Source organism: Paractinoplanes lichenicola, assembly GCF_016785085.1.
In the GTDB taxonomy this organism is placed as follows: domain Bacteria; phylum Actinomycetota; class Actinomycetes; order Mycobacteriales; family Micromonosporaceae; genus Actinoplanes; species Actinoplanes lichenicola.
This window is the reverse complement of record NZ_JAENHO010000001.1, coordinates 139134-162736: the sequence shown is the minus strand read 5'-3', so window position 1 is coordinate 162736 and position 23603 is coordinate 139134. Positions and strand designations below refer to the sequence as shown.

Sequence of the window (23603 nt, the reverse complement as noted above, 5' to 3'; positions counted from 1 at the left end):
GGTCGATAGCGTCGGAATTCCAACTCTTCCGACTCACGGGGAGGCCCACCATGGGCCGGGCGAAGACGATTCTGGGAATGCTGGCCGCGACCACGGTCCTGCTCGCCGCGTGCGGCACCAATGACCGCGCGGAGGCCGAGCCGGAACTGCGGCACATCACTTATCTCACCGGTTTCGGCGCGGCCGGCCGGGACGCGTACGCGTGGATGGCTCGGGAGAAGGGCTACTTCCGCGAGGCCGGGCTCGACGTCGAGATCAAGCTCGGCGCCGCGCTCAGCGACAATTTGCAGGCCCTCGCGGCGGGGCAGGCCGACTTCTCGATGCTCGATCTCGTGGGCGGTTTCATCATGGCCGGCCAGGGCAAATACACCGACTTCCGGGCGATCGCGGCGGTGCACCAGCAGACCGTCGTCTCGATCGTCACGCCCGCCGACGGGCCGACCAAGAAGCCCGCCGATCTGGCCGGCAAGACGATCGGGGCGGCCACCGGCTCGGTCAATCAGGCGCTCTTTCCCGCGTACGCGAAAAGGGCCGGTCTCGATCCCAAAAGCGTGCGCTGGGTCAATGCCAGCCCGCAGCAGGTGCCCGCATTGCTGGCCGCGGGACGGGTCGACGCGTTGAGCACGTTCCTCATCGGACGACCGGGCATCGAAAAGGCGGCCGGAAAACCCATGACCGTTCTCCCCTACGAGGAATTCTTGCCGGACTTGTACGGCAACGGGATCGTCACCAGCACGAAATTGCTGGAAAGCGACCCGGATCTGGTTCGACGCTTCCGTGAAGCCGCTATGAAAGGCCTGGCCGACACGATCGCCGACCCCAAGACCGCGGCGGCGCTGCTGCACAAGGACCATCCGGCGAGCTCGGCCGAGGCCGCGGAGGCCGAGATCCGGCTCATGACGCCGTACACGGAACCGCTCGGCGAGCTCGACCCCGAAAAGGTCACCCGGGCCATCAAAGTGCTGACCGACACCGGCCTGTTCCCGGCCGGGCTGACCGCCGAGCAGGTGATCGCGTCATGACGTACGCCTTCGACAACGACGACCCGGCATCGGTGGGCCGGCACAGCAGCCTGGCCGCGATGCTCGACGACCTGACCACCCGGCGCCTGGCCGGGCTGGACCCGCTCGCCGGGCGGCGCTGCCTCGAACTGGGGGCGGGCGGCGGCAGCGTGGCGAGCTGGCTGGCCGGGCACGGCGCGCGGGTCACCGCCACCGACGTCAACCTGCGCCACCTGCCACCCGACCCGCCCTTCGAGGTGCTGCGGCACGACCTGACCCGGGAACCGCTGCCGGCCGGGCCGTGGGACGTGATCCACGCCCGGTTGCTGCTGCTGCACCTGCCGCAGCGCCACGAGATCCTGCGCGACCTGGTGACGGCCCTCGCGCCCGGCGGCGCCCTGCTCATCGAGGACTTCGAGACCACGTACGGGAAAGGGGTGATGCGCGCGCCGAGCGAGGCCGACGTGGCCGCGTACGAGGAATATCACGCGGCGCTGATCGGGAAGGTGCTGCCGGCGCTGGGCAACGACCCGACGTGGGCCGGGCGCGTGCACGCGGAGATGCTGGGCGCGGGACTGACCAGCGTGGACACCGAGGTGCACGCCCGCTCGTGGCCCGGCGGCTCGCCCGGCGCGGCGCTGATCGTGGCCAACATCGCGCAGCAGCGGCAGGCCCTGCTCGACGCGGGCGTGTCGGACGTCGCGCTCGATCGGGTGGTGGCGTTGATGGCCGACCCCGGGACAGTGCTGCGCGGGCATCTGGTCTATTCGACGCTGGGGCGGGCTCGGTCGTGAGGGTGGCGCGGCTGGCGGCCCCGCTGGTGGCGGCCGTGCTGGCGGTCGTGTTCTGGTGGGCGGCCACGGCCGCGTGGGACATCCGGCCGTTCTTCGTGCCGGCCCCGCCCGACATCGTGGCCGCCTTCCGCCGCGAACCCGGCTATCTGCTGCGCGAGCTGGGCAGCACGATGGCCTCCACTGCGGCCGGCTTCGCGCTGGCCGCGGCCGGGGGAGTGCTGCTGGCCGTCGTGCTGACCACCTCGCGCACGGTCGAACGGGCGATCCTGCCGCTGCTCATCGCGGTCAACGCCATCCCCAAGGTGGCCGTGGCCCCGCTGCTCGTGGTCTGGCTCGGTTTCGGCCCCGAACCCAAGATCGTGCTGGTCGTGCTGATCTCGTTCTTCCCGATCGTGCTGGCCTCGGCGGCCGGGCTGACGTCGACCCCGGTCGAGCTGACCGAGTTCGCCCGCTCGCTGGACGCCTCGTTCTGGCAGACCTTCCTGCGGCTGCGGCTGCCGTGGGCGCTCCCGCAGATCTTCGTCGGGCTCAAGGTGGCCGTCTCGCTGGCCGTGATCGGCGCGGTCGTGGCCGAGATCAGCAACCCGGACGCCGGGCTGGGCGCGGTCGTGGTGCTCAGCAGCACGTCGGCCGATACGCCGCTCGCCTTCGCCGCGATCATCCTGCTGGCGGCGCTGAGCGTGGCGCTCTTCTATGCGGTGACGGCCCTGGAGCGGGTGCTGATCCCGTGGGCCCGCGACATCGCCGGGTGACGATTTGGTCAAGTCACGCGGGAGGGCGCAACAAAATGGGGGCTGCTGGGCATCTTCCTTTTTATGAGCTTCACGCGCGTGCGAGCGTTCTTCGTTCTCGGTGTCCTGGTCCTGGCCGCGATCATCGTCGTCGTGGTGGCGATCGCCCGCGACACCCAGGCCGGCGCCGCCGCGGCCCAGGAATGCCCGGCGGGGGCGCCCCGGGTCACGCTGACCCTGCCCGACGAGGCCGGTCAGGTGAAGCTGCGGGTGCTCAACGGCACCAAGACCCCGGGCCTGGCCGACCAGGTCACCCAGGAGTTCAAGAACCGCGGCTTCGTCATGCAGAAGGCCGGCGAGAACAACAAGAAGCTGGCCAAGATCGCGGTCGTCCGGTACGGCCCGAAGACCGTTGGGGCGGCCCACTGGATCCGGGCGTTCTTCCTGGGCCAGGCCGAGCCGCAATACAACCCGAAGCGCACCAGCGACGTGATCGACATCGTGGTCGGCGCCGAGTATCGGCAGCTGGCCACGCGCACCGAGGTCAACCAGTCCCTGGCCCAGCTCAGCGAACCCCAGCTGCCCCCGGGCTCCTGCCTCGCCTGACCGATCGCCACCCCGGACGCCCCAGGAACCCGTTCGCGCGGCCCAGGGACCTGCCCCGCGTGATCCGAGCGCCCGCCCGCGTGTCCTATAGGGCACCTGCTCGCATGACCCAGGCATCTTGTCTGGCGTGGTCGGGCCTGCCCGCGTTACTCATGTGCCTGTCCGCATGGCCCAGGCATCTGTCCGTGTGATCGGGTCCGCCCGCGTCATTCAGGCGCCTGCCCGCATTGCCCGGGCATCTGTTTGTGTGGCCGGACCCGCCCGCGCCACACGGGCACTGCCCGCGTTACCCAGGCAGTGCCTGTCACCGAGGCACCTGCCTGCGTCACCGAGGCACCTGCCTGCGTCACCGAGGCACCTGCCGGTGCCACCCAGGTGCCGCTCGCATAACTCAGGCGCCGGTCCGCCTGGCCCCAGGCACCGGCCCGCGTGATCGGCCCGCCCACCCGCGCGACCCGAGCGCAGACCCGGTCACGTCAGTGGCCGAAGGTGGCTTCCTATCTTCCTAGGACGGCCTAAGGGCAACTGCCTGCCGTCGTGTACTGCTGGCTGCCCGCAATGGCGGAGCGGCTTGGCTCGGGAGGGCAAGACTTTAGTCGGAATGATCGAAAGTTCTCTATGAAACGTTAGAAGTTGTTTACTTTGTTTCGGAAGGCGCTTAGCGTCCACGGACATCGGCAGGAGTCGATTCCTGCATCCGTCCCTGGAGCGCCTCATGAAGAGTTTGGTGCTGCTGTCCACCGCCGCCCTGGTCGGCGTCCTCCTCCCCGCCACGCCGAGCGCCGCGTCCCCGAGCGCCGCTCACCCGAACGCCGCCCGCCCGAACAACGCCCGATCGGTGACCGCCACCGTCCCAACGGCCGGCAATGCAAAAGCCGTCCCGACGGCCGACAACCCGGGAGCCGTCCCGGCGGCCGGCACCCCCAAGGCCGCCGCCGTCCCCACCCAAGAGCCCGGCGTCACCCTACGCACGTACGACTTGCAGACCTCGCAGAGTGCGATCTGCACCCTGAAGCCAGGTCAGACCCCCAACGTCGACAAACTCCTGCCGGTGATCAACTGGACTACGGCGGCCGACTTCGGGCTTGAGGACCGGTTCCAGTCCGAGGTCATCGCGAACCTCAACATCGCCACCGCCGGCACGTACGCCTTCCGGCTGACCAGTGACGACGGCTCGCGGCTCTACCTCGACGACGCCCTCGTGATCAACAACGACGGGCTGCACGGCGCCGTCGCGGTCGAGGGCAGCAAGGCGCTGACGACCGGGTATCACGCGCTCAAGATTGACTTCTTCGAGCGGGACAACGGCCAGCAGCTCACGCTCGAGTGGCGCCCGCCGGGTCAGACCGCGTACGCGGTGATGCCGAACTCCGTCCTCAGCACCGACGCCGGCGTGGTGCGGGTGACCGCCCCCGGCCGCAAGGAGTGTGAGCAGGCGGGGGACAGCCCGGGTGACGGCCTGCCGCTGACGGGCGTGCACCCCGGCTACACGCTGACCAACCTGCGCCCGTCCGGCTTCAACCCGCAGGTCAGCGCGATGGATTGGATGCCCGACGGCCGCCTGGCGATCGCGACCTGGGGCGGCAGCGACACCGTGGCTGGCGAGGTCTACCTGCTCAGCGGGGTCACCGGCAGCACGTCGCCGAGCCAGGTGACGTACAAGAAAATCGCCACCGGGCTGCGCGAGCCGATGGGGCTCAAGGTGGTCGACGGCAAGATCTATGTGTCGCAGAAGCATGAGCTGACCGAGCTCAACGACACCAACGGCGACGGCACGATCGACCAGTACCGGCGGGTCGCGACGTGGCCCTTCGACGGCAACTTCCACGAGTTCGCGTTCGGGCTGCTCTATCAGGACGGGTTCTTCTATCTAAACCTCTCCGTCTCGATCAACCTGGGCGGCGCCACCACCGAGCCGCAAGGGTCGCCGAACCGGGGCACCACCCTGAAGATCAACCGGAGCACGGGCGCGGTGCAGTACATCGCGGGCGGGCTGCGCACCCCGGACGGGATCGGCTGGGGACCCGAGGGCGACATCTTCGTGACCGACAACCAGGGCGGCTGGCTGCCCTCGTCGAAGCTGGTGCAGATCAAGCAGGACCGGTTCTTCGGGCACTACACCAACCCGGACGGCCCGTTCGACTCGCAGCCGGTGACCCAGCCCGTGCTGTGGCTGCCGCAGAACGAGATCGCCAATTCGCCCAGCACCCCGCTGCTGCTCAACTCGGGCCCGTACGCGGGTCAGATGCTCTTCGGTGATGTCACGTACGGCGGCATCCAGCGCGGGTTCCTCGAGAAGGTCAACGGCCAGTATCAGGGCGCGGTGTTCCGGCTGACCCAGGGCCTCGAGATGGGTGTGCTGCGGCTGAGCCAGGGCCCGGACGGCGCGCTCTACGCCGGCGGTCTCGGCGCGGACGGCAACTGGGGTCAGGAGGGCAAGCTCCGGTACGGGCTGCAGAAGTTGACGCCCAACAACGCGAGCGTGTTCGACATCAAGGCCATGCGGGCCGTCGCGGGCGGGTTCGAGCTCGAATACACCCAGCCCGTCTCGGCCACCACCGCCGCCTCACTGGCCGCGCGCTATCAGGCCAAGCAGTGGCGGTACGTCCCGACTCCCGCGTACGGGGGTCCGAAGGTCGACGAGGAGCAGCTCACGGTGAGCTCGGCGACGCTGTCGGCCGACCGGCTCAAGGTGACGATCCAGCTGGCCGGGCTCAAGCCGGGCCGGGTCGTGCACGTACGCTCGCCGCGGCCGTTCACCAGCACCACCGGCGCGTCACTGTGGAGCACCGAGGCCTGGTACACGCTGAACAGCCTGGTCGATGGCACCACGCTGCGTACGGACAAGGTCGAGGCCGAGCACAGCGGGCTCAGCGGCAGCGCGGCCATCGCCACCGACCACACCGGATACACGGGCTCGGGCTTCGTCGCCGGCTACGGCTCGGTCGGCGCGGCCACCACGTTCTCCGTCAACGTGCCCACGGCCGGCTCCTACCCGGTCGAGCTGCGCTTCAGCAACGGGCCGAACCCGTCGGCCGGGGCCAAGACCGTGAGCCTGTACGTCAACGGGGTCAAGCTGCGGCAGGTCAGCCTGGCCGACACGGGCAACTGGGACACCTGGGCCACCAAGACCGACACGGTGACCCTGAAAGCGGGCGGCAACACGATCGCCTACAAGGTGGACACCGGCGACGTCGGGCACGTCAACCTGGACAGCCTGACCGTCGGCACCGGCGGCAGCAGCACCGGCACCGACAAGACCGGCACGATCACCGGGATCGGCGGCAAGTGCCTCGACGTCGACAACGCGGGCACCGCCGACAAGACGAAGATCCAGCTCTACACCTGCAACAACTCGTCCTCGCAGAGCTGGACCCGGATCGGCGACACCCTGCGGGCCCACGGCAAGTGCCTCGACATCGACAACGGCGGCACCGCCAACGGCACGAAGGTGCAGCTCTACGGGTGCAACGGCAGCGCCGCCCAGGTGTGGCAGGCCCAGGCCAACGGCTCGCTGCTCAACCCGGCCTCGGGCAAGGTGCTCGACGTGGCGGGCGGGGCCACCGCGGACGGCACGCAGATCCAGATCTGGGAGTGGGCCGACGTGGCCCAGCAGCGGTGGACCCACAACAACCCGAGCCGGGTCACGCTGTTCAACGGCGGCAACCTGAACTCGTTCGTGAACTCCAGCGGCGGCGCGGCGACGTGGCCGGTGTCGGGCGGCTCGGCCGAGGTGCTCGGGGGCGACCTGCGGACCAAACAGGCGTACGGGGACTTCAAGCTGCACGTCGAGTTCTGGCTGCCCAACCTGCCGGCCGACGTGACCGGGCAGCAGCGGGCCAACAGCGGGATCTACCTGCAGGACCGGTACGAGGTTCAGGTGCTCGACACGTACGGGAAAGCGGTTCTGGCCAACGACGACAGCGCGGCGATTTATCAGAAGCGCGCGCCGACGGCCAACGCGGGCACGGCGCCCGAGACCTGGCAGACGTACGACATCACCTTCCGGGCCGCCCGCTGGAACGGCTCCACCAAGGTCGAGGATGCCCGGGTGACGCTGGTCTGGAACGGCACGACCGTGCACAACAACGTGACGATCGACGGGCCGACCGGGGCCGGCGCGGCGGAGACCTCGGCGTACGGGCCGATCCGCCTGCAGGATCACGGTGACCCCGGCGCGAACGTGCGCTACCGCAACATCTGGATCGAGCCGGTCTAGCCGTTCGGCGCTGCCGAGAGGTGGAGGAGCTCAGTGAGGCTGCAGAGGGTCAAGACCTGGCGTACGTGGTCGTGCGCCTGGGTGATCCTGAAGGTGCCGCCACGTTGCTCGGCCTCCTCTCGGCAGCGCAGCAATTCCCGGACGCCGGCCGAGCCGATGAACGTGAGCGCGCTCAGGTCGAGGGCGACGTGCGGGGTGCCGGCCTCGGTCAACGCCGAGGAAAGCTCGCACCGCAGCTCGGCACAGTTGTCGCTGTCGATCTCACCGCGCACGGCGATGACGACCTGGTCGTCGCGGCGATCGCCGATGCTGACGTCGAGCGGGACGCGTTCGAATAGTCTGCGCATAACAGAAAACCTCTCCGGCTCAGGCGTGCTTCGTGTGGACCGGTCAGCGGGCGCTGACCGGTGCCGAGAAGACAGCCCGAGGGCCGGGGCCCCGACGTGGTTCAACACCCGCACCCTACTCCCTTCTCCAGACCCTGGCCCAGCATCGTACGGGGGAACGGCATGCCGAAAACCGGAGAAACTCCGGGGCCGGTGTCGGATCGAGCGCAGCCCGATCGTGGTAGGGGTGAGAGGCCGCCCGCGAGGGGCCGCCCGAGGCACGGGAGATGATCCGACATGCAGTTCTTCGTTTCGGTGATCCACGACAAGGCCAATTCCGGTACGGACGAGGAGATGGCCGCCATCGACGCGTTCAACGAGACGCTCGTGGCCGGTGGGCACTGGGTGTTCGCGGGCGGGCTGAGCGACCCGGCCACCGCCACCGTGATCGACGGCCGCGAGGGGCCGGCCCTGTTCACCGACGGCCCGTTCGTCGAGACCAAGGAGTTCGTGGCCGGGTTCTGGGTCTGGGAGGCCGCCGACCTCGACGTCGCCCTCAAGCTCGCCGCGGCCGGGTCGAAGGCGTGCAACCGGCGGCTCGAGGTCCGGCCCTTCCTGTGACCGTCGCCGACGCGATCACCCGGGTCCACCGCGAGCAGTGGGCCTGGATCGTCGCCACCCTGACCAGGCGGTACGGCGACCTCGACATCGCCGAGGAGGCGGCCGCCGAGGCGTTCGCGGCGGCGGTCGAGAAGTGGCCGGCCGACGGGGTGCCGCCCAACCCGGGCGCCTGGCTGACCACGACCGCCAGCCGCAAGGCCATCGACCGGATCCGGCGCGAGGGCAAGCGCGACGACAAGCAGAGGGAGGCCCTGATGCTGCACGACGACACCCCGCCCGAGCCGACCGGCGCGATCGACGACGAGCGGCTGCGGTTGTTCTTCACCTGCTGTCACCCCGCCCTCGCCCCGGAGTCCCGGGTGGCGCTGACCCTGCGGATGGTCGGCGGGCTGACCGTGCCCGAGATCGCCCGCGCCTTCCTGGTCCGCGAGACCGCCATGGAGCAGCGGATCACCCGGGCCAAGGCCAAGATCAAGGCGAACCGCATCCCGTACCGGGTGCCGTCGAGCGAAGACCTTCCCGTACGGCTCTCCGGCGTCCTCGCCGTGCTGTTCCTGGTCTTCAACGAGGGCTATCTGGCCACCGGACCCGGCACCGACCCGGTGCGCCAGGACCTGACCGCCGAGGCGATCCGGCTGACCCGGCTGATCCGCGTGCTGCTGCCGGCCGACGGCGAGGTGGCCGGGCTGCTGGCGCTGATGCTGCTGACCGAGGCCCGCCACGCCGCCAGGATCTCGGCCACCGGCGAGCTGATCACGCTGAGCGAGCAGGACCGCGGCGCCTGGGACACCAGCCTGATCGCCGAGGGGCACCGGCTGGTGCGCGAGCGGCTGGCCAGCGGGGTCGCCCCCGGCCGCTATCAGATCCTGGCCGCGATCAACGCCGTGCACACCTCCGCCCGCGACCTGCGCGACACCGACTGGTCGCAGATCGTGGCCCTCTACGACCAGCTCGTACGCCTCGACCCGTCGCCGATCGTGGCCCTGAACCGGGCCATCGCGGTCGCCGAGCTCGACGGCCCCGAGGTGGCCCTGGCCGCCGTGGACCGGCTCGGCGACAAGCTGACCGCCTATCACGCCTTCCACGCGACCCGGGCCGACCTGCTGCGCCGCCTCGGCCGCAGCGGCGATGCCCGGTCGGCGTACGACCAGGCGATCGAGCTGGCAGGCAACACCGCCGAGACCGCCTATCTGACCCGGCGCCGCGATCAGCTGGTGTCGTAGATCTGCCGTGTCGTATCGGCGGAAAACGCTGGCCCGGGGCGGGGTGCTGACTCAGAGTGAGGAGGGTGAGACGTTCTCTCCACCCGCTTCTCGCCGGCCTGTTCGCCGTCGTCGCCATCGTCGCGTTGTTCCTGGCCGGCGTGGCGATGCAGGCGGTCGGCGACCCGCAACCACGGGCGGCCGCGGTCACCCCGTCCCCGGCGCCGTCCTTGTCACCGCGCTTCGGCGACAAGGTGCGCGACGGCAAGTTCGAGTTCGTGGTCTCCGGGGTCGATTGCTCCCGTACGACCGTGGGGCCCGAATTCCTGCGGCGCACCGCCAAGGGTCGCTACTGCGTGGTCAGCCTGTCGGTGCGCAACTTCTCCGGCGACACCAAGTATTTCCTGGGCCGGGCGCAGCAGGCCATCGACGGGCGCGGCACCACGTACGGGAATGACGAGCTGGCCGGGATCTACGCCAACCGCGACACCAAGACGTTCCTGGAGAAGCTCGAACCGGGGGAGCGGGTGACCGGCAAGCTCGTCTTCGACGTGCCTTCTTCCACCCGGCTGACCGTCGTCGAGCTGCACGACTCGCTGCTGTCGGGCGGGGTCAAGGTTCTGCTCAAGAAGAAGTAAATCGGTGGCGCGGCGGCGGCTTCCGGATGAGGATGCCGCTGTGCCTGAGGCGAAAACGGTAGCCGGGATCGTTCGTGGACGCTGGGAATCCGACGTGGCAGTCTTTCGCGGCATCCCGTACGCGGTCCCGCCGCTCCCTTTCACCGTCCCGCAACCGGTGGCGCCGTGGGACGGCGTGCGGTCCGCGGCGTCCTTCGGGCCTTCTACCGAGGCTTCTGACCGCGGTCCCGACGACGAGTGCCTGACCGTCAACGTCTGGACGCCCGACCCCGGCCCGGCCGCGAAACTTCCGGTCATGGTGTGGATTCACGGCGGCGGCTACGAGATCGGGTCGTCGAGCCGGCCCGAGTACGACGGCGGCCGTCTCGCCAACGACGGCGAGATCGTGGTCGTGACCCTGAACTATCGGCTCGCGGCCGAGGGGTTCGGGTCCGCGCCGGCCAATCTGGGGCTGCTCGACCAGGTCGCTGCGCTGGAGTGGGTGCGCGACAACGTCACGGCCTTCGGCGGTGACCCGGGCCGGGTGACGATCTTCGGCGAGTCCGCGGGCGGCGGCTGCGTGGCCGCGCTGCTGGCCATGCCGCGCGCGGCCGGGCTCTTCCACGCGGCGATCGCCCAGAGCATGCCGGGCACGTTCTTCGCGCCGGAACTGGCCGCCCGCATCGCCGCGGACCCGGCTGACAGCTCAGTCGACTCGCCGGGCCCCTTGCGCGGTGGTCCGGCGGCTTATCCGACGATGCGGTTCGCCCCGGTTGTCGACGGCGACGTGCTGCCGTGCACCCCGTGGCAGGCGCTGGCCGCCGGGGCCGCCCGCGACATCCCGCTGATCGTCGGCCACACCCGCGACGAGCACCGGCTCTTCACCGTGATCAACGGCGGTCACCCCGGCACCGACCTCGACCTGCTCGCCCCCGGCGGCGTCGAGCGCTACCGGGCGGCCTTCCCCGACGCCACCGACGCCCGGCTCAACGAGCTCATCCACTCCGACTGGCTGTTCCGCATGCCCAGCGTGCACCTGGCCGACGCCCGGCTCGCGGGTGGCGGCCGGGCCTTCCTGTACGAGCTGACCTGGTCCGGCCTCCTCGGGGCGTGCCACGGCCTCGACGTCCCGCTCGTCTTCGGCACGCTCACCGGCAACGAGCCCGCCCAGCTGCTCGGCGACAACCCTGGCGCGGCCGCCGTCTCCACCCAGATGCGCTCGGCCTGGACCCGCTTCGCCACCACCGGCGATCCCGGCTGGCCCGCCTACACGCCCGAGGAGCAGCTGACCCAGATCTTCGACGAGCCCAGCGTCGTGGCGCCCTACCCCGAAGAGGCCTCGTACGGGCTCTGGCGTGACCATGTCTTCGCCGCCCTGACCACATAGCCTGGGCCGATGCCGCACATCCCCGGTGTCCTGCTGCTCCCCGGCGGCGCCGCGCCCGTCGACGGGTTCTTTCCCGGCCTGGCCGAGGGGCTGATCGCCGACCCCGGCTGCCGCGTGCTCCGGCACGACCGCCCGCCCACCCTCGACGGCGTCACCGGCCACCTGCACGCCACGATCGCCGAGGCCGGGCTCGGCCCGGTGGTGGTGATCGGGCAGAGCCTCGGCGGGGCGGTGGCCGCCCTGCTCGCCCGCGACCACCCGCGGGACGTGGCCGGGCTCGTGCTGATCGACCCGTCGCCGGTCAACGACGTCGCGCTGGCCCGGCGGATCACGCAGACCATGCGTACGGTCTCGGCTCTGCACGGCCTCCCGGTGCTCGGCCGCGTCGTCCAGCCGCTGGTCGGCGCGGCCGGGGCCAACAAGCACCTCAGGCGCGCGACCCGGCCCGACGTCCGCGCGGCCTGGCAGCGCATGAAGGAGCTGGACATTCCGCAGCTGGCGCAGGCCGTACGGGGGTTCGACGAGCTGGCCGCCGGGTTCCGCGAGACCGACCTGCCCCGCCTGCCGGCCGTGGTCGTGACCGCCGATCGCAAGCCCGACGCGCCCATGCGCCGGGCCCACCAGCGCCTGGCCGCCGCGCTCGGCGGCTCGCTCGTCTCGTGGCCCGGCGCCGACCACAACGCGCAGCTCACCCACCCCGACGAGGTGCTTGCGGCGTGCCGCGACGTGGTCAGGAGAGCGTCAGGCGAACGCCGCTGAGGCTGACGTACCAGGCGGAGTCGGTGAAGCCGGGGCCGGTCTCGGGGCCGATGTAGGCGTCGATGTGCTTGCTGCCGCCCAGGCCCGGCGTGAACTCGTCGGTGATCAGCCACTTCCCGTCGCGCAGGGCGGTGCAGGTGGCGGCGGGCGGGGCCGAGCCGTCGTCCTGGTGACCGCAGGTGGCGAGGGTGAAGCGGGTGCCGTACGGCAGGACGCCCGGGTCGGCGGCGGCCGAGACGAACGGGGTGAGCCGCCGGCCGTCGGCGCTGCGGGGCGCGGTGTCGAGCCAGTAGCCGACGTCGTACGACCAGTTCAGGTATTTGCCCGCGGTGGTGTGGCCGGTGCCCTCGTCCTGGACGGCCTGGACGAAGCTCGCCGGGTAGCTGCCGAGGTCGTCGTCGCCGTGGGCGCAGTCCAGCTTGAGGCAGCCGGTGACATCGGTCGGTTCGTCGTCGTGGAACCTCTCGACCGCCGTGTAGTAGACGGTGACCTCCCACCCGTCACTGTTGCGACCGGCTGTTTCGCTGCTCGGGCCCGCCTGCCTCGACGCGGTGGTCGGCGCCAGTGACAGCGGCCCCGGTGTCGACAAGCCCAGGCCGCCCAGCGACAGGGACGGCGCAGGCGAAGGCGCGGGCGAGGGCAGCTGCGGGGGAGGGGCGGCCGGCTCGGCCCGGGGCTCGCTGCCGCAACCGCCGACCAGCACGGCGACCAGGACGCCGGAGAGGAGCGGGCGCATCTGCCGAGCATCTCAGCTCGGCCGCACCCGCCCGGCCGCTTCCGTGATCCGCGACGGAGAATCATGGCATGCCCTTCGCCGACGAACTGATCAGCCGCGGGACGGCCGAGAGCCTGACCCGGGCCGTGCACGCGGCCGCGCCCGAGCACCAGCTGCCCGCGCTGCGCTCGGCCTCGAAGCAGCTCGACGGCCTGGCGCTGCGGGAACGGGCCGACCTGCTGCGCGACGCCCTGCTGGCCGACCTCCCGGGCGGCTATCCCGAGCTGGCCCTGGTGGTGCGGACCGCCCTGGGCCTGACCGGCTGGATGATCTGGCCGGTCACGGCGGCGGTAGCGACCCGGGCCGTCGAGGACGGTGGGGACGCGGCCTTCGACGATGCGATGACGCTGCTGGCCGAGCTGACCGGCCGGCTCACGGCCGAGTTCGCGATCCGGACGCTGCTGCGCCACGACCTCGAGCGGGCACTGGCGACGATGCTGACCTGGACCGGGTCGGACGACCACGACGTACGGCGGCTGGCCTCGGAGGGTTCCCGCCCGTATCTGCCCTGGTCGGTGCGGGTGCCCGAGCTCCTGCGGCGGCCGGAGGCGACCGTGCCGATCCTGGACGCGCTTTACCGCGACCCCAGCGAATACGTGCGCCGCTCGGTCGCCAACCACCTCAACGACCTCAGCCGCGACCATCCGGAGCTTGTCGTCGAGACCGCCGCCCGCTGGCTCGCCGCCCCCGACGAGAACATCCTTTCCACCGTACGGCGGGGTCTTCGTACTCTGATCAAGAAGGGTGACGCCGGAGCGCTGGCCGCCCTCGGTTTCACAGCCGACCACACCCTGCTCACGGTCGAGCGGCCCACCCTGGACAGCACGGTTGTGGCCATCGGCGACACGATCGAGTTCCGCTCGGCCATCCGCAACGCGGGCGACTCGGCGGCCCGGCTGTCGATCGACTACGTCGTGCACCACCACAAGTCGAACGGCACCCAGGCCGCCAAGACGTTCAAGCTGACGACCGCGACCCTGGCCCCCGGCGAGACCCTGCAGATCCGCCGCAGGCATTCGTTCCGCGTGATCACCACTCGGCGCTACTATCCCGGCCCGCACGCCATCGCGTTGCAGGTCAACGGCGTCGCAACCGAGAGTGTGAGCTTCGAGCTCAGCTCAGAGTGACGGTCACGTCGTCGACGTCGAAGGCGGTCACGCCGCTGCCCGCCGATTCCGCGGCGACGAAGCTGACGATCGCGCTGCGCTCGGTGGCGGCGGCCGACCAGGTAGTGGTGTGCTGCGTCCACTGCTGCGGGTGGTCGTAGGCGAACGAGTAAATGGTCTTCGGCGGCACGCCGGTCACCGACAGCCCGACGTTGAGGTAGTCGCCGCGCATCGTCTCGGTGGTCGTCGCCCGGGTCCAGAAGCCGAGCGTGAGCGCGCAGTTGGCCGGCACCGTGACGGTGGTCCGGATCAGGTCACTGTGGGTGACGTCGAGGCCGGCGAGGGCCGCGTACGCCCGGCCGGTGTGCGCGGGCCGGGCGCTGTCGGCGACCACGATGATGCGGGGGCCGGCGGTCCAGCCGGTGGCGCCGCGCTCGAAGCTCGGGTTGGGCACGACCTGACCCGAGCAGGGCGCGGCGGCCGCGGCGGGACCGGCGGCGGCCCCACCCGTGACCAGCACCAGGCCGGCGATGGCGGCGACGACAGTGACGAGTTTTCTCATGGTTTCTCCCCGTGAAGTCCAAGAGATTTGAGAGTATCGATGCCTCTCGTCACCGCACAATGGACGCATTCCGCAGCGCGAGGGTTTTCCCTGATTCGCGCATCGACGTCCGTATATAGCGTCTCCTGTGTCTCGCCCAGCACACCCCCCGACGGGCGGGAAAGGAGCACACCGACAATGGTGCGTAAACCCCTGGCCATCGCCCTGGCGGCCGGCACCGCGGCCGCGTCGGCGCTGGTCGCGGTGACTGGTCCGGCCGCCGCGCAGCCCACCGGCCCGAGCGTGGACGCGGTCGCGCAGGCCGACGCCGTGGTCGCCTCGAGGCCGTCCGTCCTGCGGGCGAGCAAGCACGACACGTTCCAGCGGCGGCAGGTCTACAAGTCGCACGGCCTCACGTACGCGGCCTACGACCGTACGTACAAGGGCTTCCCGGTCAAGGGCGGCGACTTCGTCGTGGTGACCGACGACGCCGGCGCGACCCGATACACGTCGGTCGCGCAGAGCGCCCCGATCGGCGAGCTGTCGACCGTGGCCCAGATCGCCGAGAGCGCGGCCGTCGCCACCTCGAAGGCCCAGCTCAAGACCGTGACCGACGTCGAGGGCACCCGCCTGGTCGTGGTCGCGGCCGAGGGCGCGGCGGCCAAGCTCGCGTACGAGACGACGGTCAACGGCACCAGCGCCGAGGGCATCAGCCGCCTGACCGTCGACGTGGACGCGGTCACCGGCAAGGTGCTGTCGACCGAGGAGCACGTCACCGAGGCCACCGGAACCGGAACCGGCTGGATCAACGGGACGGTCTCGCTCAACACGACCCAGTCGGGCTCGACGTATTCGCTCAAGGACCCGACGGTCACGAACCTGAGCTGCCAGGACGCCTCGACCCGGGTGACCTTCAGCGGCTCCGACAACGTGTGGGGCAACGGCAACGGCACAAGCAAGGAGACCGGCTGCGTCGACGCCCTCTACGTGGCGCAGCGGCAGCATGCGATGCTCTCGTCGTGGCTGGGCCGCAACGGCGCGAACGGCAGCGGCGGCGCCTGGCCGATCCGGGTCGGGCTCAACCAGCAGAACGCCTACTACGACGGCACCCAGGTGCAGATCGGCAAGAACACGGCCGGTCGCTGGATCTCGTCGCTCGACGTGGTCGGCCACGAGCTGGGTCACGGCATCGACGACCGGACCCCGGGCGGCATCTCGAAGGGCGGCACCCAGGAGTTCGTCGCCGACACGATCGGGGCGGCCACCGAGGCCTTCGCGGCCAACGCCAACGACCCGTTCGACTACCAGGTCGGCGAGGAAGTGAACCTGGTCGGCAGCGGCCCGATCCGCTACATGTACAACCCCTCGCTGGCGGGTGACGCCAACTGCTACTCGAGCAGCACCCCGGGTTCCGAGGTGCACTCGGCCGCCGGGCCCGGCAACCACTGGTTCTACCTGCTGGCCCAGGGCAGCGGCGGCAACGGGCAGCCGGCCAGCTCGACCTGCAACGGCACCACGGTGACCGGCGTCGGCATCCAGTCCGCGATCAAGATCATGTACAACGCGATGCTGCTGAAGACGTCGAGTTCCTCGTACGCGAAGTATCGAGTCTGGACTCTGCAGGCCGCGAAGAACCTGAACCCGGGCAGCTGCACGCAGTTCAACGCGGTCAAGGCCGCTTGGAACGCGGTCAGCCTGCCCGCCCAGTCGGGCGAACCCACCTGCTGATTCGTCACGAGAGGCCCGGGCTTCGGTCCGGGCCTTTCGCATGCCTTGTTAACTGATTTGAAACATTGACGGCCCTCACTGCCCGCCCTAAAGTTCCAATTCCAGGCACGTGAGAGCGCTCTCACGATCCGGCTGCACAGTCGAACTCAGTGGAGGCGTGATGGTCGTCCGTCGTACAAGATCAATTGGCCTGTCGATAGCCGCGGCGCTGGTGGCCGGACTCGGCGCGGTGGCGTTGAGCGGGACGGCCGACGCGGCCACCGTTGGTGCCGGCAGCTACACCGAGACCCTGCCCGCCGGCGCGAGCCTGCCCGTCGGCTGCGGCGACCTGGCCACCAACCCCCGCCAGTTCATGACGGCCAACGCCCCGGCCGGCCCGGTGCCCACCAACGACTGGTGGTCGTCGCTGGTGTTCAAGAAGTTCGACTGCGCCTACAGCGAGAACCTGCACGCCCACCCGACCAGCTACGACACCACGGCGGGCGGGCTCGGCTTCTCCTACAACACGACTCCGCAGATCAGCGGCTCGTCCACCGGCGTCGGCGAATACCACTACATCTACCAGGAGGACTTCACCGCGGGCGTGGCCGGGCTGAACGCGCCCCGCACGCTGGTCGACGGATGGACCGACTGGACCGTCACGCCGTACTGGAGTGACGGCACGCGCACGATGAAGGCGACCATCGGTCACGGACTGCCGTTCGCGTACTTCCAGATCACCGGCGGCAACGCGCAGATCACCGCGAAGAGCACCCCGACGATCTGGTCCAACACCGGCGGTCGTATCGGCTATTCGGTCGCCGGCAAGGACTACGTCGCGTACGGGCCGACCGGGTCCACCTGGACGGTCAGCGGCAACGTGCTCAGCTCCTCGCTGGCCGGCAAGGGCTACTTCTCGATCGCCGTGCTGCCCAGCGGCACCGACAAGGTCACCCTGGCCGACAGCTACGGCCGCTACGCGCACAACCACGTCACCGGCACCAAGCTCTCGTACTCGTACAACCAGGCCACCAGCCAGGTTTCGACCACGTACGCCTACACGACCACTGCGCGCGAGGGTTCCGGCACCGGTACGGTCATCGGCCTCTACCCCCACCAGTGGCGGGCTCTGACCGGCGCCACCCCGATCGCGCAGAGCTACGTGACCGCTCGCGGCGCCATGAAGACGCTGGTCGGCGCGTCGTCGTTCACCACGTCGGCCGCCTACAACGGAGTGCTGCCCGAGGTGCCCGCGGTCGCCACGAGCAGCGGTGCCGACCTCACGACCCTCAACGGGTTCCTCGATCAGGTCGAGGACAACCCGGTTCCCGTACGGGGAAATGACACGTATTGGACCGGCAAGGCGCTCGGCGTCGGCGCGCGCATCGCCGAGATCGCCGACCAGCTCGGCCGCGCCGACGTGCGCGACAGTGCGCTGTCGGCCATCCGTACGCGGTTGACCAGCTGGTTCACTTCCCAGCCGGGCAGCCTCTTCTACTACGATCGGAACTGGGGCACGCTGATCGGCTACCCGGCGTCGTACGGGTCCGACACCGAGCTCAACGACCACCACTTCCACTACGGCTACTACATCGCGGCCGCCGCCACGCTGGCCAAATTCGACCCCAGCTGGGCGTCGAGTTCCCAATACGGCGGCATGGTCGACCTGCTCATCCGCGACGCCAACAACTACGACCGCGGCGACAACCGGTTCCCGTACCTGCGCGACTTCGACATCTTCGCCGGGCACGACTGGGCGGCCGGGCACGGCGCGTTCTTCGCCGGCAACAACCAGGAATCGTCGTCGGAGGGCATGAACTTCGCCAACGGCCTGATCCAGTGGGGCCAGGCGACCGGCAACACCGCGATCCGCGACGCCGGCATCTTCCTGTGGACGACCCAGTCGGCCGCCATCAACGAATACTGGTTCGACACCCGCAACGAGAACTTCCCGGCCGCCTTCGGCCACGGCACGGTCGGCATGGTCTGGGGCGACGGCGGCGCGTACGCGACCTGGTTCGCCTCCGCGCCCGAGCAGATTCACGGCATCAACCAGCTGCCGGTCTCCGGCGGGCACTTCTACATGGGGAACGACCCCGCGTACGTCCGCAGCAACTACGCCGAGATGGTGCGCAACGCGGGGCATGAGCCGGCGTTGTGGCAGGACATCGCCTGGCAGTATCTGGCACTCGGGGACGGGGACGCGGCCCTGTCGAAGTTCCGGGCCAACAGTGGCTACACGCCCGAGGAGGGCGAGACCAAGGCGCACACGTTCCACTGGATTCGCAACCTGGCCGCCCTCGGCACGGCGGACCTGTCAGTCACGGCGAACCATCCGCTCTACCGGGTGTTCAGCAAGAACGGCGCCAAGACGTACGTGGCCTCGAACATCACCAATGCCGCGCTGACCGTCACGTTCTCGGACGGCAAGGTGCTCTCGGTGCCGGCGGGCCGCACGGTCGCGACCGGCGCGCAGAACTGGAGCGGCGGCAACGCCACCGGCGGCGGCGTCAACCCGCCCACAGCGCCGCCGACCACCACCCCGCCGACCACCCCGCCTGCGACCACTCCGCCTCCCACTACGCCGCCTCCGACCACTCCGCCTCCCACCGGCGGCGGTGCCGTGCGCTATCTCCAGACGGGTGGCGCCTTGGCCGGCACCGCGGGCACGGCCGGCACCGCGACGGTGGCCAAATCGTCCGGCGCCAACGACAACCAGCCACACTCACCGACCACGTTCACCGCAACGGGCCTGAACCTGACCTACCGCTCCGGGTCCGCCACCGCGTTCGCCCTCTCGGTCGACGCCGGCACCTCGGTCGGCAACGCCACCCAGGTCCGCATCTCGTACGACCTGACCGGCAACGGCACCTTCGACCGCGTCGAAACGTACCGCTATTTCGCCACCGACCCAGTCACCGGCTGGGAACGCTACACCGACGCCGCAGGCCAGATCACCACAACCGGCTCGCTCGGCAACCTGACCAACGGCACCGTCAAGGTCGAACTCTGGAGCGCCATCGGCTCCGCCCCCAGCACAGTCTCCCTGGGCGCCCTCTCCACAGTGACCCTGCCCTACCAGTGACGTGACAGTCCCGAGTGCCGCGCAGCTCTCAGTGCGCGGCACTCGGGCCGCTGACCTGGGGTCGATGCCGGAGCCGAGGTGGTGAGCGTTCGGGCGTAGCAGTTCGCTCAGGAGAGCAGTTCCGCCAATGAGGCACCGCCGATGATGCGGGCAAGGTTGCCGTTGTGGTCACTGGCGCTCAGCTGCTGGGCGAGTTCGTCCAGGTCGGCGATTTCACCGTATTTGGCCTGCAGGGCAGTCCGCATGCTCTCGACACGGCCCTTCTCGAGGCCCTTCTCAAGGATCTCGCGGCCCAACTCCGACTGCTCCAGAACGTTGCTCATGCCTCTCCTTCGCAAAGCATTCAGGACCTCGTTTGCCAGGGGACCTCTCACGAGCATACTCAGCTCGATCTGGACCAGCTGTTCCTCGGCCGCGCCGGTTGCTTCGATCCGGTCGACCACCCGTTCGACCAGGTCGGGTGGGGGTTTCTCGGACCATAAGGCGAGCGGCGCCAAGGGGCCGGCCAGGAGCGCCGCGGGGTCCAAGTCGTCGGGGACATTGACCGAGCGGTAGTCGATCTGCACCCGGTCGCGGCGGAACCGGCCCGGGTAGCCGCCGCCCACGGGCCAGAGCACGACCTGGTGGATCCGATGGCCGTCCTGGCGGTATTTGAGCGCCAGCGACGCCCAGTAAGACACCATGCGCTCCTGGAAATCTTCAGTGCGCCGGACCTGGAACTCGAAGTGGTAGATGTCCGTGGGTGCACCGTCGTTGTGGCGGACCAGGAACGTTTTGTCGGTCTGGCGGTTGCGTTGCCGTGGCAATTCGGTCGGCCCGTCGAGAATGACCTCCTCGCCGTTCAGTCTGACGCCGCAGAGTTGGCGTAGGGCGTCTCGCGGATGGGCCTCCAGCAGCGCTTTGTATAGACCGTCGAAGTCGCGAGCCGCTGCTGGCTTGCTGTCGTTCATCGGTTCCCCCTTCCGATTCGAGGGACAGCTTGCCGGACGTGTGACTAGTAGTCAAGCGACTTCTTGTCTCTTGCTCAGAGGCTCTGGTGCCGATCCGCACCGTCCGCTGACAGGTCGTCGACGAAAAACGGTTTGACCGTCGGCTGGAGGGTGGGTTGACTCCGCGGATGCTGGAGATCCGGGAAGTCGACGTGCATGACGATGCGGCGCTGAGGGCCTGGCACGCGGCGGTTCGCGAGGGGGAGAGCGCCGGGCGGGTGGCGCCGCTTGTTTTTACGTACGACTCGATGGCGAACTCGTTTCGCAGCCCCGGGCCGAACACTCGGCGGCTGCCCGTCGCCGCGGTTCAGGATGGTGGGACTGTCGGGGCGCTGCTGATCGACATGCCGCTGCGGGAGGACCTCACTACCGCCGTGGTCGAGATCAACGTGCCGCCTGCGCATCGCGACCGTGGCGTCGGGGAGGCTCTCTGGCAGTGGGCGCGAAGCCGGACCATCGCCGAGGCCCGCCCTGTGCTCAGCGTCGAGATCAACGTCCCGGCGGGCCGGACACCTGCGGACTGGCCCGGCTCCCGTTTCGCCGAGCGGCGCGGTTTCCGCAGCGTCCACGTCGAGGACCACTTCGTGCTCGCACTGCCCGCACCAGTGCCGCCCGCACCCACGCCGGAGGGCTACGAGGTGGTCAGCTGGGCGGGTCTGTGCCCCGCCGACCGGCTGGCCGACCTCGCGGCCATGCGGACGACCATGTCGCAGGACGTGCCGGCCGGGGAAGCGACCCATGAGACGGCAGTGTGGGACGCCGACCGGGTTCGGGTGAACGACGAACGCACGGCGAGGAGCTACCTGTCACTGGTCGCCCTGGTCCGCACGACCGGCGGCGAACCGGCTGGCTACACCCAGATCCTCGTGCCCCGCGAGGACCCCGACAACGCGCTGCAGGAGGACACCTTCGTGGCCCGCAAACACCGCGGCCGGGGTCTGTCCGCGGTGCTCAAGTCGGCCAACCTTTCCCAGCTGGCTGCCCACGGCGGGTCTCGCCGCTTCCTGCACACGTGGACGGGCGAAGACAACACGGCCATGCTGCGCGTCAACCGTAAGTACGGTTTCCAGGCCGTCGAGCGCACCCACACCTACGAGCTGAGCTGAGGCCTCGGCGGGCCCACCGGCCAACTGCCACGGGCGACCCTGAATCCGCGCCGGGCGTAGGAGAGCCGCCGCGGGTGACCGCTTCAGGCGGGGCGTAAGAAGGGGCCACTGCACCGGGCGCAGGAGAGCCGCCGCGGGTGACCGCTTCAACAAGGCCACGACGGGCGACTGGCGACCTGCTCTGGGCGGATGAGTGCCGCCGCGGGCGGCCCAGCTACACCGAGGAATGGGACCGGCGCCCCTCGACGGCAACCTTGAAACGCTTGCCCGGATTGGGGCCCGGGGTGGCAGTGATGCGCAGCGGCCGCTCCGGCTGGGACGGGGTGACCGTCAGCCGGCGCAGCATCAGCGCGATCGTGGCGACGGACAGCACCTCGGTCATCCCGGCGCCCAGGCACGTATGGCTTCCGACCGAGAACGGGGCGTAAACCGAAGCCTTGCGCGCGGACGCGAAATCTCGGTCGATGTCGAAGCGGGCCGGATCGGGGAAATGCTCGGGCAGTTGGTGGGGGACCGAGGTGGCGACCAGAACGCGCCGACCCTTCTCGATGTGGAAGCCCTCGAACTCGAAATCTTTGGTCACCGTGCGGGCGGAGCCCGGCGCCGGCGGATAGACGCGCAATGTCTCCAGGGCCAGGCCTTGGGACGCCGGCATGTGGCGCAGGCGATCGAACGCGAGCGGGCCGTCGTCGGCCTCGGCTGTCACGCGGGCCAGCACGTCGGGATTTTGCAGGAGCGCGTGCAGCATGAAGCTGTAAAGGTAGGCCAGCGTGTTGATGCCCGCGAAGTAGCCCTGCAGGGCCATGCCGGCGCGCACGTCCATCGGGTAGGGCTCGCCGTTCTCGTCCACCGCGTCGAGCGCGCGGTCGAGCAGGTCGCGAGGCCCACCCGTACGGGGGTGGGTGGCTCTTTGCTCGAGGGCGGCGCGGGCGAAGGACAGGATCTGCGCCCGGGCGCGACGATAGGCGGGCCATCTCAGGGTGGCGGCGGGCCACTTGCCGGCGATCGTGACGTCGAGAACCAGCTCGAACGCCGACCGCAGCGTCTCGAACTGGGCGGCGGAGCTCGAACCGGTCAGCGCGATCGACAACTGCGCCGCGGCCAGCCGCTGAAAACGGTCGACCACGGGCAACGCGGGCTGCCCCCGCCACTCGTCGAACAGGCGCTCGCTCTCGGCGACCACATCGTCCCACCGGGCGGCCAGCAGGTCGCGGGACAGGCCGGTGGCGAGCACCTTGCGCAGATGCCGATGCGGGCGGCCGCGCAGCACGTGCACCCGCATGCCGAACTCGCGGTTGAGCCCGCCGAAGCTCTCCTCGCTGGAGAAGACCTCGTCGCCGTGCTCGAGCAGGAACCTGTTGGCCTGCTCGCCGGCCAGGATGACGAACGCCTGGTTGAGCGCGCGCACGCGATAGGCCGGGCCCATCTCGCGATAGGTGTCCACGAAGAACTGCTGGACGTCACCCATCATCCGAAGAGCGTTTCCCAGTACGGGGATTCCGGGCGCGGCGGGTGGCAAGGTCATGCGTACATCTTGGACCGTTGTCGCTATCCGAGCCAGGTCATGCCAGGACCAGGCTCGTCGCCGAGAAGCGTCCTAGCATCGGGCCTATGCACATCGCCTCGTCCGATCACATCCACTCCGGCCGGCGTCACGAGCGACTTCTCGAAGGCGAGCACGACCAGCTCGCGGTCGTCGCTCACGTGGGTCACCCGCCACCGGCTGGTCAGCACGCCCAGCACGCCCTTGCCCCGCCAGGTGAACAGCCCCGTCCCCGCGTCGTAGCGGTCGACACCCACGATCCGCCGGGTCGCGCCCGACTTCGTGCGATAGCTGACCACGTCGCGCAGCACGAGCGAAGAGCCTTCCACTTCCTCGTACGAGAAACGGGGGTGCACCCGCCGTCCGGAGAGCCACATCGGAAAGGTGGTCGCCAGCACGCGCCACTCGCCGGGCAGGGTCGCGCGCAGCAGCGCCTCATCAGCCATGCGTCGCTTTTATGCGAGATCGCCCCCAAGGTCAAGAGCCGG

20 protein-coding genes are annotated in these 23603 nt (G+C 69.9%); 14 read left to right on the top strand and 6 right to left on the bottom strand.

What is annotated here, in order from left to right; genetic code table 11:
* Nucleotides 1-50: 50 nt before the first annotated feature.
* From JKJ07_RS00800 to JKJ07_RS00780, 5 genes are all read left to right on the top strand, one after another.
* The gene (locus JKJ07_RS00800; RefSeq protein ID WP_202989192.1) at nucleotides 51-1022 is read left to right on the top strand and encodes an ABC transporter substrate-binding protein; all 972 of its coding nucleotides are present in this window, start codon (nucleotides 51-53) and stop codon (nucleotides 1020-1022) included.
* Nucleotides 1019-1795: a class I SAM-dependent methyltransferase gene (locus tag JKJ07_RS00795; RefSeq protein WP_202989191.1), complete on the top strand. Its 777-nt coding sequence runs from the start codon at nucleotides 1019-1021 to the stop codon at nucleotides 1793-1795. The genes JKJ07_RS00800 and JKJ07_RS00795 overlap by 4 nt, the downstream gene beginning before the upstream one ends.
* A 2-nt stretch (nucleotides 1796-1797) precedes the next feature.
* Nucleotides 1798-2547 carry an ABC transporter permease gene (locus tag JKJ07_RS00790; protein ID WP_202989190.1) on the top strand — a complete coding sequence of 250 codons (750 nt, stop codon included), beginning with the start codon at nucleotides 1798-1800 and terminating at the stop codon, nucleotides 2545-2547.
* Between the two features lie 63 nt (nucleotides 2548-2610).
* Nucleotides 2611-3132 (top strand): LytR C-terminal domain-containing protein, encoded by a 522-nt coding sequence (locus JKJ07_RS00785; RefSeq protein ID WP_202989189.1) that lies wholly within the window; start codon nucleotides 2611-2613, stop codon nucleotides 3130-3132.
* A gap of 715 nt (nucleotides 3133-3847) precedes the next feature.
* Entirely contained in the window at nucleotides 3848-7351 is a 3504-nt protein-coding gene (locus tag JKJ07_RS00780) for a 3-keto-alpha-glucoside-1,2-lyase-like domain-containing protein (protein ID WP_202989188.1), read from the top strand.
* On the opposite strand, the gene JKJ07_RS00775 is transcribed toward JKJ07_RS00780, so the two are convergent.
* Nucleotides 7348-7698: an STAS domain-containing protein gene (locus tag JKJ07_RS00775; protein WP_202989187.1), complete on the bottom strand. Its 351-nt coding sequence runs from the start codon at nucleotides 7696-7698 to the stop codon at nucleotides 7348-7350. The two genes, JKJ07_RS00780 and JKJ07_RS00775, sit on opposite strands and share 4 nt — an antisense overlap.
* Nucleotides 7699-7974: 276 nt before the next feature.
* Between JKJ07_RS00775 and JKJ07_RS00770 the strand changes: the two genes are divergently transcribed.
* The 5 genes from JKJ07_RS00770 (at nucleotide 7975) to JKJ07_RS00750 (ending at nucleotide 12263) form a co-directional block, all read left to right on the top strand.
* Nucleotides 7975-8298, top strand: coding sequence for a YciI family protein (locus tag JKJ07_RS00770; RefSeq protein WP_202989186.1), 324 nt, complete (start codon nucleotides 7975-7977; stop codon nucleotides 8296-8298).
* The gene (locus JKJ07_RS00765; RefSeq protein WP_202989185.1) at nucleotides 8295-9521 is read left to right on the top strand and encodes an RNA polymerase sigma factor; all 1227 of its coding nucleotides are present in this window, start codon (nucleotides 8295-8297) and stop codon (nucleotides 9519-9521) included. Before JKJ07_RS00770 ends, JKJ07_RS00765 begins: the two co-directional genes overlap by 4 nt.
* A gap of 65 nt (nucleotides 9522-9586) precedes the next feature.
* Entirely contained in the window at nucleotides 9587-10138 is a 552-nt protein-coding gene (locus tag JKJ07_RS00760; RefSeq protein WP_307834075.1) for a DUF4352 domain-containing protein, read from the top strand.
* A gap of 4 nt (nucleotides 10139-10142) precedes the next feature.
* On the top strand, nucleotides 10143-11504 hold the full coding sequence (locus JKJ07_RS51520) for a carboxylesterase/lipase family protein (RefSeq protein ID WP_202989184.1): 1362 nt from the start codon (nucleotides 10143-10145) through the stop codon (nucleotides 11502-11504).
* A 9-nt stretch (nucleotides 11505-11513) separates the two neighbouring features.
* Nucleotides 11514-12263 carry an alpha/beta fold hydrolase gene (locus JKJ07_RS00750; protein WP_202989183.1) on the top strand — a complete coding sequence of 250 codons (750 nt, stop codon included), beginning with the start codon at nucleotides 11514-11516 and terminating at the stop codon, nucleotides 12261-12263.
* Here the strand turns inward: JKJ07_RS00750 and JKJ07_RS00745 are convergent.
* A complete protein-coding gene (locus JKJ07_RS00745; protein ID WP_202989182.1) occupies nucleotides 12235-12999 on the bottom strand; it encodes an RlpA-like double-psi beta-barrel domain-containing protein in 765 nt (254 codons plus the stop codon). The genes JKJ07_RS00750 and JKJ07_RS00745 overlap by 29 nt on opposite strands.
* A 68-nt stretch (nucleotides 13000-13067) precedes the next feature.
* Between JKJ07_RS00745 and JKJ07_RS00740 the strand changes: the two genes are divergently transcribed.
* Complete coding sequence (locus JKJ07_RS00740; RefSeq protein ID WP_202989181.1) at nucleotides 13068-14165, top strand: DNA alkylation repair protein; 1098 nt, start codon at nucleotides 13068-13070, stop codon at nucleotides 14163-14165.
* Here the strand turns inward: JKJ07_RS00740 and JKJ07_RS00735 are convergent.
* Entirely contained in the window at nucleotides 14152-14706 is a 555-nt protein-coding gene (locus JKJ07_RS00735) for a hypothetical protein (RefSeq protein ID WP_202989180.1), read from the bottom strand. The genes JKJ07_RS00740 and JKJ07_RS00735 overlap by 14 nt on opposite strands.
* 177 nt (nucleotides 14707-14883) lie before the next feature.
* Here JKJ07_RS00735 and JKJ07_RS00730 point away from each other — a divergent pair, with 177 nt between their 5' ends.
* Both JKJ07_RS00730 and JKJ07_RS00725 read left to right on the top strand, forming a co-directional pair.
* Entirely contained in the window at nucleotides 14884-16413 is a 1530-nt protein-coding gene (locus JKJ07_RS00730) for a M4 family metallopeptidase (protein ID WP_202989179.1), read from the top strand.
* A 160-nt stretch (nucleotides 16414-16573) separates the two neighbouring features.
* On the top strand, nucleotides 16574-19477 hold the full coding sequence (locus JKJ07_RS00725; protein ID WP_202989178.1) for a glycosyl hydrolase: 2904 nt from the start codon (nucleotides 16574-16576) through the stop codon (nucleotides 19475-19477).
* Between the two features lie 107 nt (nucleotides 19478-19584).
* Here the strand turns inward: JKJ07_RS00725 and JKJ07_RS00720 are convergent, their stop codons facing one another.
* Complete coding sequence (locus JKJ07_RS00720; protein WP_202989177.1) at nucleotides 19585-20427, bottom strand: RpnC/YadD family protein; 843 nt, start codon at nucleotides 20425-20427, stop codon at nucleotides 19585-19587.
* A 167-nt stretch (nucleotides 20428-20594) separates the two neighbouring features.
* On the opposite strand from JKJ07_RS00720, the gene JKJ07_RS00715 reads away from it, so the two are divergent.
* Nucleotides 20595-21572 carry a GNAT family N-acetyltransferase gene (locus tag JKJ07_RS00715; protein ID WP_202989176.1) on the top strand — a complete coding sequence of 326 codons (978 nt, stop codon included), beginning with the start codon at nucleotides 20595-20597 and terminating at the stop codon, nucleotides 21570-21572.
* A 214-nt stretch (nucleotides 21573-21786) separates the two neighbouring features.
* On the opposite strand, the gene JKJ07_RS00710 is transcribed toward JKJ07_RS00715, so the two are convergent.
* Together JKJ07_RS00710 and JKJ07_RS00705 are read right to left on the bottom strand one after the other, a co-directional pair.
* Nucleotides 21787-23097, bottom strand: a complete 1311-nt coding sequence (locus JKJ07_RS00710) for a cytochrome P450 (protein ID WP_202989175.1) — start codon at nucleotides 23095-23097, stop codon at nucleotides 21787-21789.
* A 23-nt stretch (nucleotides 23098-23120) separates the two neighbouring features.
* Nucleotides 23121-23561, bottom strand: coding sequence for a hypothetical protein (locus JKJ07_RS00705; protein ID WP_202989174.1), 441 nt, complete (start codon nucleotides 23559-23561; stop codon nucleotides 23121-23123).
* Nucleotides 23562-23603: the final 42 nt, after the last annotated feature.

What these genes read in the sequence shown, in the direction of transcription:
- JKJ07_RS00800 (WP_202989192.1), top strand. Translation starts at nt 51, where the DNA reads ATGGGCCGGGCGAAGACGATTCTGGGAATGCTGGCCGCGACCACGGTC.
- JKJ07_RS00795 (WP_202989191.1), top strand. Translation starts at nt 1,019, where the DNA reads ATGACGTACGCCTTCGACAACGACGACCCGGCATCGGTGGGCCGGCAC.
- JKJ07_RS00785 (WP_202989189.1), top strand. Translation starts at nt 2,611, where the DNA reads ATGAGCTTCACGCGCGTGCGAGCGTTCTTCGTTCTCGGTGTCCTGGTC.
- JKJ07_RS00780 (WP_202989188.1), top strand. Translation starts at nt 3,848, where the DNA reads ATGAAGAGTTTGGTGCTGCTGTCCACCGCCGCCCTGGTCGGCGTCCTC.
- JKJ07_RS00775 (WP_202989187.1), bottom strand. Translation starts at nt 7,698, where the DNA reads ATGCGCAGACTATTCGAACGCGTCCCGCTCGACGTCAGCATCGGCGAT.
- JKJ07_RS00770 (WP_202989186.1), top strand. Translation starts at nt 7,975, where the DNA reads ATGCAGTTCTTCGTTTCGGTGATCCACGACAAGGCCAATTCCGGTACG.
- JKJ07_RS00750 (WP_202989183.1), top strand. Translation starts at nt 11,514, where the DNA reads ATGCCGCACATCCCCGGTGTCCTGCTGCTCCCCGGCGGCGCCGCGCCC.
- JKJ07_RS00745 (WP_202989182.1), bottom strand. Translation starts at nt 12,999, where the DNA reads ATGCGCCCGCTCCTCTCCGGCGTCCTGGTCGCCGTGCTGGTCGGCGGT.
- JKJ07_RS00740 (WP_202989181.1), top strand. Translation starts at nt 13,068, where the DNA reads ATGCCCTTCGCCGACGAACTGATCAGCCGCGGGACGGCCGAGAGCCTG.
- JKJ07_RS00735 (WP_202989180.1), bottom strand. Translation starts at nt 14,706, where the DNA reads ATGAGAAAACTCGTCACTGTCGTCGCCGCCATCGCCGGCCTGGTGCTG.
- JKJ07_RS00730 (WP_202989179.1), top strand. Translation starts at nt 14,884, where the DNA reads ATGGTGCGTAAACCCCTGGCCATCGCCCTGGCGGCCGGCACCGCGGCC.
- JKJ07_RS00725 (WP_202989178.1), top strand. Translation starts at nt 16,574, where the DNA reads ATGGTCGTCCGTCGTACAAGATCAATTGGCCTGTCGATAGCCGCGGCG.
- JKJ07_RS00720 (WP_202989177.1), bottom strand. Translation starts at nt 20,427, where the DNA reads ATGAACGACAGCAAGCCAGCAGCGGCTCGCGACTTCGACGGTCTATAC.
- JKJ07_RS00715 (WP_202989176.1), top strand. Translation starts at nt 20,595, where the DNA reads ATGCTGGAGATCCGGGAAGTCGACGTGCATGACGATGCGGCGCTGAGG.
- JKJ07_RS00710 (WP_202989175.1), bottom strand. Translation starts at nt 23,097, where the DNA reads ATGACCTTGCCACCCGCCGCGCCCGGAATCCCCGTACTGGGAAACGCT.
- JKJ07_RS00705 (WP_202989174.1), bottom strand. Translation starts at nt 23,561, where the DNA reads ATGGCTGATGAGGCGCTGCTGCGCGCGACCCTGCCCGGCGAGTGGCGC.